Source organism: Aliikangiella maris, from assembly GCF_040719265.1.
GTDB lineage: Bacteria > Pseudomonadota > Gammaproteobacteria > Enterobacterales > Kangiellaceae > Aliikangiella > Aliikangiella maris.
In genome coordinates this window covers 49,203-61,781 of the sequence record NZ_JBFDAH010000012.1, presented here as the reverse complement: position 1 = coordinate 61,781, position 12,579 = coordinate 49,203, and the positions used below count along the sequence as shown (strand labels likewise).

Sequence of the window (12,579 nt, the reverse complement as noted above, 5' to 3'; positions counted from 1 at the left end):
AGCGTCAATCGATATTCATCATCATGAGGATGTGATGGATTAATACCAATTTCGGTCAAGCTCACTTCTTAAGACATAACAGCCACTTTTGTCAGGTGGCCGATTTTGGGAGAGTATTACATGTTGCTATTGGATGGTTATTCAGGCGACTATTCGTCGGTTTATACCAGGCTTCAAAAAGCCATATATCAAATAAGCCAAACCATTCGAAAACCATTAACGAAATTGTGCTTCATAGGCTTCGCTGATTTTTTCGGCTTGCGCTTTGACCCTGTCTGGTGTCAACACAATGCCTTTGGCTTCTTGTTCATCAAACCAGGGTAAAATATCATTTTTAGGGTTGACAGGATAACAAAGGTCGGGCTGGTTCATATAAACATTGGGGGTCATCATGCTGACGTTAGAATAGTACCAGCAAAAATGATAGCCCTTACTTTCAACATAATGGCTCAGCCAAAAACCATAAAACGGGCGAGTCACTAAAAAGCAAACACCAAAAAAGACACCAATTTTTAGTGTTAATCTGCGGACTTTTTCAGTAACTCGATTAAACAATAGTAATGTACAACCGTAACCTATACTTAAAAGAAAAGGAAGACCAACTAAACCAGGAAGATCCCACGCAGAAATTTCGACGTAGTAACTCCCTCGATTCAAGCGCTCAAAACTATCGATCAGACCATAAAAACAAAAGTACACCAATAGTGCTGACACTGATAGCGCAATAAAAATTGCGCTAATAGCTAACAGCTTAGTTTTTAAGTCATTAGGCACTTCGACATATTGTGTTTTTTGAGTCGTCATTAAGTTATGGGACAAACTAAACCATTAACGAAATTGTGCTTCATACGCTTCGCTGATTTTATCCGCTTGCGCTTTCACCATGTCTGGTGTCAACACAATGCCTTTGGCCTCTTGTTCATCAAACCAGGGTAAAATATCACTTTTAGGATTGACCGGATAACAAAGGTCAGGCTGGTTCATATAGACATTGGGGGTCATCATACTCACATTAGAATAGTACCAACAAAAATGATAGCCTTTACTTTCAACATAATGGCTCAGCCAAAAACCATAAAACGGGCGGATAGCTAAAAAGCAAATACCAAAAAAGACACCAATTTTTAGTGTTAATCTGCGGGCTTTTTCGGTAACTCGATTAAATAATAGTAATATACAACCGTAACCTATGCTCAAAACACAGGGAATAGTAAATAAAATAGGAAGATCCCAAACAGAAACTTCCACATAGTAACTCACTCGATTTAGCCGTTCAAAGCCATCAACCAAATCATAAAAACTAGAGTGCCCTCCTAGTATTACAAGAAATAATACGATAAAAATCACGCTAATAGCCAACAACTTGGTTTTTAAGTCGGTAGGCACTTCCACATATTGTGTTTTTTGAGTCGTCATTAAATAATAGGACCAACTAGACTAATAACGAAACTGCGCTTCATAGGCTTCACTGATCTTATCCGCTTGCGCTTTCACCATGTCTGGTGTCAACACAATGCCTTTGGCTTCTTGTTCATCAAACCAGGGTAAAATATCACTTTTAGGATTGACCGGATAACAAAGGTCGGGCTGGTTCATATAAACATTGGGGGTCATCATGCTGACGTTAGAATAGTACCAACAAAAGTGATAGCCTTTACTTTCAACATAATGGCTCAGCCAAAAACCATAAAACAGGCGGGTAACTAAAAAGCAGCCGGTAAAAAATATCCAAACTTTCCAAAACTGCTCTCTGGCTTTTTGAGTCATTCGATTAAATAAAAACAAGAGCGTCAGGTAAACAAGAGAAATTAAACAAGGCATCAAAAATAATACAGGAAGATCCCAGACAGACACTTCCAAGTAATAACTTCCTCGACTTAATCGCTCAAAGCTATTTACCAATCCACCGATTGTAAAATATCCACTAATCGCTATAAATAATATAGTTAAAAGAATTCCACCGATAGCCAGCAATTTCGCTTTTATATCTGTCCGAACTTCAACATATTGTGTTTTTTGAGTTGTCATAGATCTAACTTAATATAGGGTAAACCAAATAAACGCGCCATAAACCCTCGTGGATCTTCCTCTGCATAATTGAGTAAACGCCGCGTTTGAGATTTAAACTCAGACTGACGCTCATTAAAACGTACTTCAGCTTGTTTCAGCAAAGCAGCGACTCGTTTGGCCAGCTCCCATTGATTGAATAATCTAAACAATGCTAAAGCCGTTATAGTCCCCGCAGCCACCACAATAATCATAGGACCTATGGCTAACATAGCGGTTCCAGTAAGAGCAGTTATACCAGCGGTTGCCGCATAAGTGACAGCAACTCCCGCTAATGCTGCCAAGATATCGGTCGAAATCCCCGCCACAAAATTATGCCAGGTGGCGGCATCATTGAGCAACTGATCTAATGAATGAAACGCGATTGAAAATACGACGGAAAAAATGCCGCCACCTTTCAATGCGTTTTTGACACCAGACAGACCAATCCCCATGCTGACCACCTTTGGATGGTTAGCCAGATAACGCGTTCCGGTCNACAAACTCCCGCTGCGGTGCATCTCTCGAGCCAGCAAAGTCAGCACCTTCATATCGAGCACTAAGGAGGGGGTCAAGGTGCCCATTAACTGAATGGTATCTTTGTGAGTTTGCCAGGATTGTTTGGTAGCCTGGGTAATATCGGCTGAGTTTTGGATAAGCTGATTAATCGCTTCAATCGCTTGTTGCTCTGTTAGCCTTAACTGGCGCTGGTAATTAACTGCATAAAAGTTAAAGTATTCTGCCGCAGTCATTACGACCAGAGTATGCTGATGATTTTTTAGGGAGTTTTCCAGTTGTTGCTGTTGAGTGCGTTCTTTCAGTTGAAGTTTGATAAAGTGTTTTTGCTGAATTTCAAAAATGCTATTCATTCCTCGAGCTCCTTGTTCCATTGCAAAAATGATACTGGATCATTTGAGGATTATTTGAGGATTATGTGTTCAATTCAATGAACAAGTTCACAAAAAATTAAAAAATTCAGCAAGTTTTTGATAATATCAATAATAGAAAGTTATCATAAAAAGCAATAATACAAGCCAATAAAATTTAAAGTAAAAAGACCTAGTAGTCACCTTAAATTAAAAAGAGGATCACTTCGCTTTAAAATCTACAAGCAATCACAAGCAACTAATACACATACCAACCAGTAACGTTAACATTGCCGCCCGAAGCAGAAGCAGAAGCATCACAACCATTGTAATAAGCCTGAATTTTTTTACCACTCGTCCAGGCGGTCATAAAAAGACTAACACTTGCTTGATAGTTTGGATTACTCTTGGATAATTGAAGATGATCAGGGAATGAACACGAAGCGTTAACATTTTCTGCGACTTGAACAATGAAGCTTGTCTCATAGGTTCTAACATTTTTAATTGTCAATTGTGGGCTACGCCCTGCTTGCACCAATGCAGCTGATAATGTGGCAATAACAGTACATATTGTTTTTTTCAATTTTATTTCCTTATCGTTAGTTTCTATTTAGCGACGATTAACAAACAGGTAAATTGTATCAAACAAATGCGCAAAAAATACATATAAAAAGCAAAAAGGAAATTATTATGAATTATTTTTTACTCACCTCAGCAACTTTATCCATTATTGTTGGTTTAGTTCATTCAATGTTAGGAGAACTACTCATTTTTAAACACTTTAGAAAAAACTCAATTGTTCCGACCATTACCAAACCACCATTACGTGAGAGAAACTTAAGAATTATTTGGGCCAGTTGGCACATTGCCAGTATTTTGGGATGGGCATTTGGGGCAATACTTTTTTATTTATCAATCAATGGTGAGATTACTACGCCAGTATTGATTCGAGTAATTATTATTTCTATGTTGGCAGCGGGCTCCCTGGTATTATTTGCCACTAAGGCGCGCCACCCTGGCTGGATTGGACTTTTTGGTGTTGCGATTTGTAGTTGGCTTGCTTAGTTAAAGCGACTCAAAAATCTTTGTCGCAATATATTATTTCCAATTGATCAATTCGCCTCATTCATGTGAGTAATGGAAACGTTTTTTGAATAGTTGACAAAAACTCGCTTTTTCATTACTCATTAATCATGATGTTTGACTGAACAAATTTCACACACCTGATTAGACTATCAAACTCGACCATGAATCTTTCTAGTGTAATAAGTCATATTCAAATAACTGAACTCGGCCTAAAAAAAGTTAGCGCTCCAGGTCAAGCAAACGATATAATGTGCGTAGTTTCAACCGCCTTAATTGAGCATGCGTTAGTCTATTTTTTGGCCTCAACCAGCCTTATGTTGTTTATTTAAAACCATTTATCTCTATATCACTATCACTGAAGTAGCAAATCCATGACCACCGCAATTATTTTAGTCGCCTGCCTGGCATTACTTTCAATCGCCTTTGAAGAAGTTATTCATATTAACAAAGCCAAAACCACTTTATTTTTCGGTTGCTTTAGTTGGTTGTTTTTATTTATTGCACACCATGGAGAAGCAGAACAAATCAATACTGCGTTAAATGAAAACCTGCTTGATATTGCCAGTCTTTGGTTATTTTTGGTTGCCACAATGACATTTGTTGCTTATTTAAATGGGCGAGGTTTAATCAGTACGATTGTTTCAAAAGTAATGCCTGGTAAGCTGAGCTTAAAGGGGCTAACGATATTAATTGCTCTCCTCGGTGTGCTGCTTTCGATGTTGTGTGACAATATAACAGCAACCTTGGTGCTTATCGGCATTATTCAAAGTTTTAAACTGACAACAGCAGAGCGGGTAAGACTTTGTGTGCTGGCCGTATTTGCGATTAACTCTGGTGGTGTTGTTTTAATTACAGGTGATGTTACTACCTTAATGATATTTAGTTCAGGTTATTTAAGTATTGAGCAATTACTTGGTCTAATTATACCGGCATTTGCTGGTGTATTTACTTTAATGCTGCTCATGTTAATGTATCAAAGCCGTACAATTGAAGCTGAGCATGAGTCAGGCGAAGTGTATCGGATAGATATATTTATATCTGTTTTATTTTTTACGACGATTGTCAGCACAATGATACTGAGCGTTATGTTTGCAATTCCGCCAGTGCTCACTTTTCTTAGTGGCTTGTCTGTAATGTTTATGACGGGGGCTTATGTCAATAAATACCGATACGAAGTACATTTGCTTGAGTATGTACGAGAAATACAATTTGATACCTTAATGTTCTTTCTTGGTATTTTATTAATTGTTGGCGCACTTAAAGAAGTTGGTGTATTAATTTGGGTAACCGAGTTTTATTTATTATTAAGTCCTGAAATCAGCAGCTTTATAATGGGCGTACTGTCGTCATTACTCGATAATGTACCGTTAACCGCAGCCCTGTTAAAAGCACAGCCAGAACTCACTAGTAATCAATGGCTGGGACTAGCCTATGGCGTAGGTGTTGGCGGCTCGATGTTGGTGATTGGTTCGGCAGCAGGCATAGTCGCAATGAGTCGAGTAAAAGAATTAAGCTTTTTTCAATATGCCCGTTATTTGCCACATTTATTTGTGGCTTATGCAGCTGGCTATTTGGTGACTATTTATTCTCTTTAATTCTAATATTTAACTTAATTTAACTTAATTTAACTTAATTTAATTTGATTTGATTTGATTTGATTATTCACCTTAATCTGATTACTCAACTAAATTACCAGTAGCTAAGGCTAAGTTTTTTCTGCCAAGTGTGTATAAGCTTGGCAGTGCTTAAAAATATTTAACCGCTCTACGCTTATACTTTCTAAGATTAATCAATTATCTAACTTAAGGGTAGAGAGTTATTAAAACTTAAGCTTAATTAACTTTGCCAATAGCTCCATCCTTTTGTTAATCTTAGCACTCTCATATTCAACCACAACAGACACCATAATGTAGATCCAAGCGATTAAGTAAATCGAGTCGCTCATATCTCCCAGGTTAAATATGAGTACCGCAATTAACAGCACAGCCATCAATGCAAAGCTGAGTAATAAGCCAGCAAATGGTTTAGGCTTGGAGTCGTTAAATATTTTTAATATCTCTTCTGCCTGTTTATCGTCATAATTTTTGATACAGACTTTTGATTCATTATCCATAACTGAATACCTTTTTAGTTTTAGTTTTAGTTTTAGTTTTAGTTTTAGTTTTAGTTTTAGTTTTGGTTTTGGTTTTAGTTTTGGTTTTGGTTTTGGTTTTGGTTTTGGTTTTGGTTTTGGTTTTGGTTTTGGTTTTAATATTAGCTTAAATTCTAGTAGTTGTAGCACTACAGCTTAGTTGATAACCAAATAGCAAACCTTGTTGAAAGTCGAACGATATAAAAAATTGGATAATATAACCAAGTTCTCTTGAGAGTTTGTTCACCAAAATATCTATGTTCTTCTTCATCCATTTTTATACTTTCAACAACTCGATAAGCTGAGGAGTCGACCTTTTTTAGAAAGCCAAGTTGCCAGTCCAAATGACGCAACACAGTTGACTCAATAGCATAAGTACAAATCGAAATGGCATTTTTCCCGAGCATTGCCGTTACAATGCCAAGCAGATATCCGCCAATCGCCCAGATTGGCAACGCATAACATGTTCGTATTTGGCGAGATTTTAAAAATGCTGAAAAAATCTGGTGATGATTCTTTTCATGCTCAAGCATTTCTTTAAGTTGTGGAACCAGATCTTGGTAGAAATATCGCGCAAAAAATAATTGTGCCTGATAAATTTTTATGGCGCCATGTTCACCAGCATGATCTACCCGAATAATTCTCCCGACTTCCTTTTGTTTGTGCCTATAGTTACGGGCATAGTCAGTTTTTTGTTCTCCCACACAGGCAATATTTACATTTTCACCGTTCAGCGCATACTCACCAGATTTTTCATTGACCTTTTTATCGTCTGTTACTTCAATCTTGACCGTAGTAAATTTAGCAAACTTTGTCATTATTAATTATCCTTGTTGATTGGCAAATATTTTGAAATTCGCGTAGAATCTCCTCCCTTTTTCAACTTGATGTCAGAGTGGGGGATAAAATGTTTGCGGGTCTTGATTATGGTACGTCTAATTCTGCCATTGGCGTAATCAACAATAACAATCCACAGTTGCTTTCACTACAAACAGAGAGTTGCTTTTTACCTTCAACGCTATATACATTGGATCGTAGTTTTATTTGTGAGTTTCTTGCAAAAAATTTACCAGAGAAGACTCGCACCGAATATATTAAACTGCGTCAACAGCAATTGCAAAAAGCATTATCAACCAGAAGATTGCTGGATATTGCACCAAATGAAACGACACATTTTTTTGGCCAACAAGCAATTGATGAATATATCGCATTTCCCGAAGATGGCTTATTTATTAAGTCTCCAAAATCTTTTCTTGGTTCAACCGGCTTAGCACCAAATCAATTAGCTTTTTTTGAAGATCTGGTTACCGCAATGTTGCTTCACATTAAGCTAACGGCTGAAACCCAGTTACAACACGCCATTGATAAAGTTGTCATTGGTCGGCCAATAAACTTTCAAGGCGTTAACAGTGAAAAAAGTAACAAGCAGGCGATTGATATTATGACACTGGCTGCAAGCCGCTGCGGCTATCAAGCGATTGAGTTTTTATACGAACCGCTTGCCGCCGGTGTTGATTTTGAAAGCGGCTTACAACAAGATAAAATCGTACTGGTCGTTGATATTGGTGGTGGAACAACCGATTGTTCAATAGTAAAAATGGGGCCATCGTTTATTCATAATACGCAACGCGAGAAGGATTTTCTGGCACATTCAGGCTCTCGGGTTGGCGGTAATGATTTAGATATTGCATTAGCATTTGCGCACTTTATGCCATTATTTGGATTAGGTGAAATGCAAAATAATCAAATTGAGTTGCCGATTGCACCATTTTGGAGTGCAGTATCGATTAACAATGTCGGAGAGCAGTCCAGGTTTTCAAGTGACGAATTCGCCAGAGAGCTAGTTGTCCTTAAACGTAATGCAGTATTACCTGCACGAGTCGACCGTTTAATTCACATGCAAAAAAATAAATTGAATCACCGATTGGTAAGAAGCGCAGAGCTGACTAAAATTGCGCTCAGTGATAAACCATCACTTGAGGTCAATTTAGATTACATCGAAAAAAACTTGGTTACACATGTAGATACTTCAGCATTTGAAGTAGCCATCAAGCGCCCCATACAACAGATTCAATCACTCATTAGCGAGGCAGTAACACAAGCACAAACCCAGCCAGATATTATTTACATAACCGGAGGCTCGGCTAAGTCCCCCACAATACAAAAAATTGTCAATCAAGCCCTTCCTGGCATACCTGTTTTAGATGGTGACTATTATGGTAGTGTTGCTGCGGGTTTAACTAAATGGGCTGAACGAATATGGCAGTAATTAACTTACTGTCATTTGATTTAATTTGATTTAATTTGATTTGATTTGATTTGATTTGATTTGAAATAATTTAATTTTCAGTAACTTGATTTTCAATAATAACTTTTTAACGAGTCAAGCAGGTAGATACCAGACTTGAGCAAACTAAAACAACTTGCCCAAATCTGGCTTTAAATGATTCATTCTATTGGTTTTTAATGCCCGCATTATTACCTTCTAGAGCACGCTCAGCACGATAGCTTGAACGAACAAATGGGCCAGAGACGACTTCTCTAAAACCTAGCTCTAATCCCCACTCTCGATATCTATCAAAATCGGCTGGCGGTACATAGCGCTCAACCGGTAAATGATTAGGTGTGGGTCTCAAATACTGTCCAAATGTAACGATATCCAAATTGATCGCTCTGAGCTCTTTCATGGTTTCCAGAATCTCTTCATCTGTTTCACCAAGCCCCAACATTAAGCTGGTTTTAGTTAAAATGTCCGGGCGATATTTTTTAGCATGCTCAAGTAACGACATTGTAGTTTCATAACTGGCACGCGGATCACGAACACGACGAGTTAATCGTTTAACAGTTTCCAGATTTTGCGCAAATACAACAATGCCTGAATCGAGCACGACCTCTAAAGAGTCAAAACAACCTTTAAAATCAGGCGTTAACACTTCAACATTAATTTTCGGTGATGCCTGAATAATTGCTTTTACGCAATCAGCATAATGCTGTGCACCGCCATCTTTCAAATCATCCCGATCAACTGAGGTTAAAACCACATATTTTAATCCTGTTGCAGCAACGGCATCGGCTGCATTTTGAGGTTCGTCTTTATCCAGCCAACCATTGGGATTACCAGTATCAACAGCACAAAAACGACATGCTCTGGTGCAGACGGATCCCATTAACATGATGGTGGCTGTACCTGCGCTCCAACATTCACCAATATTAGGACACATCGACTCTTCACACACCGTTGCCAGACGATTTTTGCGAACATTATTTTTCATGTCCTGATATTTGCCGCCATTAGGCAATTGGACTTTCAGCCAGCCAGGCTTGCGACTTAACGGTTCGGCAGATTCACTTTTACGCTGCTTTATACCATTTTTAATCGCAGAGAATCCCTGCTCTGTTTCAAACTTGGTACCGCTTTTTACTACTACAGGGATCCGATCACCTTGTCGCATATTTTTACCTCGAAATCACTCAATTGAGTTTATCAGTTGACCTGCTCAAACCACTAGATTTACTGACTTTTATAAAAATTGTCGTACGTTTTGTGATTATGCAGATCTTTAAGTTTTATCGACCGTCGATTTACCAGCAAACTTAGGTAAATTATCTTCAGTTGTTAACAAGCTATCGTTATGATGTTAACGATTTGACTATAAACCAGTCTATTATCTTTGATTATTCAAGAATATCAAAGTCTATTTGGTTCTTATCGCCCCATTTAATCATTGCGTAGTCTAACTGCTTTGCTATCGCCTTGACCATATCTTCAGCAATAATGTTCATATCACTTGGCCCACCGAGTTCACTAACCTGAGCGATTTGCAACCCGGCATAACCACAAGGATTAATCCGTGAAAACGGTGAAGTATCCATTGCGACATTTAAGGCAAGCCCGTGAAAAGAGCAGCCCTTACGTATTCTTAATCCAAGTGAGCAAATTTTTTTATCATCCACATAAACACCTGGCGCATCAGCCTTTGGCGCCGCTTCTATTTGGTATGCAGCCAATTGCTCAACAATAGCATTTTCGATTACCGTCACCAACTCGCGTACCCCCAGTTTTTTGCGACGTAAATTTATCAGAAAATAAGCAACTTGTTGACCCGGCCCGTGGTATGTCACCTGTCCGCCGCGATCAACCTGCACGACAGGAATTTCACCCGGCGCTAACAAATGCTCGGCTTTACCCGCCTGCCCTTGGGTAAATACCGGATCATGCTCTACCAACCACAGTTCATCAATGACCTGTTCATCACGTTGATCAGTAAAAGCCTGCATCGCTTTCCAAACACGGGTATATTCCATTCGCCCTAGTTGACGAATAATCAATTGGTTCGAGACAGGCTTTGCTGCGGAAATTGAATCTGACAAATGAGTATCAGTCGCAGAATTTGAAATGGGTGTTTGTGTTTGCATTGGCGATGAATTCTCTAAGCGCTATAGGCAAAACTTAACACTTTCAATTGCATTAACCGCCAAATAAATTTCATCAAGTTGTTGCTTTGAGGATGCTTGAAAAGTGACGCTCACAGCAACATAATTGCCTTTTTTACTGGCATTTAATTTTGGGGTGTAATCACCAGGAACAAATTTTTGAATAACCGCAACGATTTCATCCTCAACACCTTCTTTTGACAATGCCATCGCTTTAAATAAATATTGGCAGGGAAACTGCCACAGGTCATCGTGACTGATTAGTTCATTGTCAGCTTGTTTGTCGCTCATCTTCTATTCTCCAGTAATTTATTCCCCAATTTTCATTCCAGCAGGCTGAATTTAGCAGCGCTCAATAAGACTGGTCTGAATTGGACTCATCTGAGTTGGTACGAATCTCAATCAACAAATAACGCCAATAGATAATCCTGTCTCTGCAATCAGGTCACTTTAAATACTTTAGCCACTCAATGAAGATAGGTATTATCCACCGATTCAAGATCAGTCCAGTTATTACATCTCGTATAAATATAATTGCAAATACTTCAATTATCGGTCAATCACAGAAAACTTTAGTTATTTCAATCGGTTAATATTGAAACACTGCAAATATTATAAAAACAATATCCCGCCTATAATAATTCACTACAAAAAGTAGAAAAATCTTACAAAATAAGGCCAATATAGAAAGTTTTGGGAATCATCCGCACTGTGGGTGGGCCGCGTTACCAGCGGCGTATTCTATCGAATCGCGACCCAATTTTCAGTGTCGAATATTAATATTTAAAGAATTTATTCAAATAAAGAATTGAACCACTGGTTTATCGAATCGGCAGTACGTCCAAAAAAACCAGCTTCTTTAACTTCTTGAAGTGCAACCAGTGGATATTCTGCGATAGTTTCGTCACCCAATTGAAAAAACACTTTACCTGCCCGTTGTCCCTGCTCAATCGGTGCACTGAGATTTTGCTCAACGACAAAGTGCGCTTTCAAGTTTGGTACTTTACCTCGCGGTATAGTGACATAAATATCTTCAGCAATACCTAGCTCAATTTCATTTTGCTCCCCCATCCAAATATGGGATTTATGCAATAACTTGCCAGCCTCTAATGGGCGAACCGTTTCAAAAAAACGAAATCCGTAAGATAGAATTTTTTTGCTTTCAACCTTCCGAGCATTTTTACTATCTGTACCCATAACGACCGAGATCAAGCGCATATTATCTTTCGTTGCCGAAGAAACTAAACAATAACCGGCTTCTTCAGTATGGCCTGTTTTAATACCATCAACATTGATACTGGGGTCGGTGAGTAAAGGGTGACGGTTGTAGGTTTGAATGTTGTTGTAAGTATATTCCAGCTCTTTGTACAATGCATATTCATCGGGATAGTCACGAATTAATGCCATACCCAAAATCGCCATATCTCTTGCTGTGGTGGTGTGCGAATCGGCAGATAATCCATGAGAATTAACAAAAGTGGTGTTATTCATCCCCAATTTACGAGCATGATGATTCATTAGCTCAGTAAATGCACTTTCAGTTCCGGCAACGTGCTCGGCAAGCGCCACCGCGGCGTCATTACCTGATGAAATAATCAATCCTTTAATCAATTCGCTGACCTTTACCTGTTTACCTACTTCCAGCCACATCAACGAACTCCCCTGAAACACTGGATTTTGCGCATAAGCAGCCGAGCTGATGGTGACAATGTCATCATGCGAAATATTACCAGCCGCCAACTCACTGGAAACCACATAGCTGGTCATCATTTTTGTCAGACTAGCCGGAGCAACAGGCATATCGGGGTTATTTTGGGCAATGACCTTACCGCTATCGTAATCCATCAAAATATAGGATTTAGCGGCAATGCTTGGCGCTTGAGGAACAATGGCTTGTGCCATCGACAAGCCAGATAAAAGAAAAAGAAATACAAAGGTTTTAATTAACTGATTTAATTGTTCAATCATTACTTATCCGAATAGTTTACGTTTATTTATCGGGATTCAAACTAAAAT

13 protein-coding genes are annotated in these 12,579 nt (G+C 38.6%); 3 read left to right on the top strand and 10 right to left on the bottom strand.

The features are described from left to right. Positions 1 to 216: 216 nt before the first annotated feature. The 4 genes from ABVT42_RS12480 to ABVT42_RS12465 form a co-directional block, all read right to left on the bottom strand. Positions 217 to 804 carry a hypothetical protein gene (locus ABVT42_RS12480; RefSeq protein ID WP_353897167.1) on the bottom strand — a complete coding sequence of 196 codons (588 nt, stop codon included), beginning with the start codon at positions 802 to 804 and terminating at the stop codon, positions 217 to 219. 24 nt (positions 805 to 828) lie between these two features. Next, the gene (locus tag ABVT42_RS12475) at positions 829 to 1,416 is read right to left on the bottom strand and encodes a hypothetical protein (RefSeq protein WP_353897166.1); all 588 of its coding nucleotides are present in this window, start codon (positions 1,414 to 1,416) and stop codon (positions 829 to 831) included. Between the two features lie 21 nt (positions 1,417 to 1,437). After that, complete coding sequence (locus ABVT42_RS12470) at positions 1,438 to 2,028, bottom strand: hypothetical protein (RefSeq protein WP_353897165.1); 591 nt, start codon at positions 2,026 to 2,028, stop codon at positions 1,438 to 1,440. 1,143 nt (positions 2,029 to 3,171) lie between these two features. Next, entirely contained in the window at positions 3,172 to 3,495 is a 324-nt protein-coding gene (locus ABVT42_RS12465) for a hypothetical protein (RefSeq protein ID WP_353897376.1), read from the bottom strand. Between the two features lie 107 nt (positions 3,496 to 3,602). On the opposite strand from ABVT42_RS12465, the gene ABVT42_RS12460 reads away from it, so the two are divergent. Further along, positions 3,603 to 3,977, top strand: coding sequence for a hypothetical protein (locus ABVT42_RS12460; protein ID WP_353897377.1), 375 nt, complete (start codon positions 3,603 to 3,605; stop codon positions 3,975 to 3,977). Between the two features lie 392 nt (positions 3,978 to 4,369). Next, complete coding sequence (gene nhaD / locus ABVT42_RS12455) at positions 4,370 to 5,593, top strand: sodium:proton antiporter NhaD (protein WP_353897378.1); 1,224 nt, start codon at positions 4,370 to 4,372, stop codon at positions 5,591 to 5,593. A gap of 224 nt (positions 5,594 to 5,817) precedes the next feature. On the opposite strand, the gene ABVT42_RS12450 is transcribed toward nhaD, so the two are convergent. Both ABVT42_RS12450 and ABVT42_RS12445 read right to left on the bottom strand, forming a co-directional pair. Then, positions 5,818 to 6,279, bottom strand: coding sequence for a hypothetical protein (locus ABVT42_RS12450; protein WP_353897379.1), 462 nt, complete (start codon positions 6,277 to 6,279; stop codon positions 5,818 to 5,820). Next, a complete protein-coding gene (locus tag ABVT42_RS12445; protein WP_353897380.1) occupies positions 6,279 to 6,947 on the bottom strand; it encodes a demethoxyubiquinone hydroxylase family protein in 669 nt (222 codons plus the stop codon). Before ABVT42_RS12445 ends, ABVT42_RS12450 begins: the two co-directional genes overlap by 1 nt. A gap of 89 nt (positions 6,948 to 7,036) precedes the next feature. On the opposite strand from ABVT42_RS12445, the gene yegD reads away from it, so the two are divergent. Further along, positions 7,037 to 8,398: a molecular chaperone gene (gene yegD, locus ABVT42_RS12440; RefSeq protein ID WP_353897381.1), complete on the top strand. Its 1,362-nt coding sequence runs from the start codon at positions 7,037 to 7,039 to the stop codon at positions 8,396 to 8,398. A 184-nt stretch (positions 8,399 to 8,582) separates the two neighbouring features. Here the strand turns inward: yegD and lipA are convergent, their stop codons facing one another. The 4 genes from lipA to ABVT42_RS12420 all read right to left on the bottom strand — a co-directional run bounded on the left by lipA (position 8,583) and on the right by ABVT42_RS12420 (position 12,531). Further along, the gene (gene lipA / locus ABVT42_RS12435; protein ID WP_353897382.1) at positions 8,583 to 9,581 is read right to left on the bottom strand and encodes a lipoyl synthase; all 999 of its coding nucleotides are present in this window, start codon (positions 9,579 to 9,581) and stop codon (positions 8,583 to 8,585) included. Positions 9,582 to 9,804: 223 nt separating this feature from the next. Beyond that, positions 9,805 to 10,545 (bottom strand): lipoyl(octanoyl) transferase LipB, encoded by a 741-nt coding sequence (lipB, locus tag ABVT42_RS12430; protein ID WP_353897383.1) that lies wholly within the window; start codon positions 10,543 to 10,545, stop codon positions 9,805 to 9,807. Positions 10,546 to 10,566: 21 nt separating this feature from the next. Beyond that, the gene (locus ABVT42_RS12425) at positions 10,567 to 10,854 is read right to left on the bottom strand and encodes a YbeD family protein (protein ID WP_353897384.1); all 288 of its coding nucleotides are present in this window, start codon (positions 10,852 to 10,854) and stop codon (positions 10,567 to 10,569) included. 501 nt (positions 10,855 to 11,355) lie between these two features. Then, positions 11,356 to 12,531, bottom strand: a complete 1,176-nt coding sequence (locus tag ABVT42_RS12420; RefSeq protein ID WP_353897385.1) for a serine hydrolase — start codon at positions 12,529 to 12,531, stop codon at positions 11,356 to 11,358. Positions 12,532 to 12,579 lie beyond the last annotated feature (48 nt).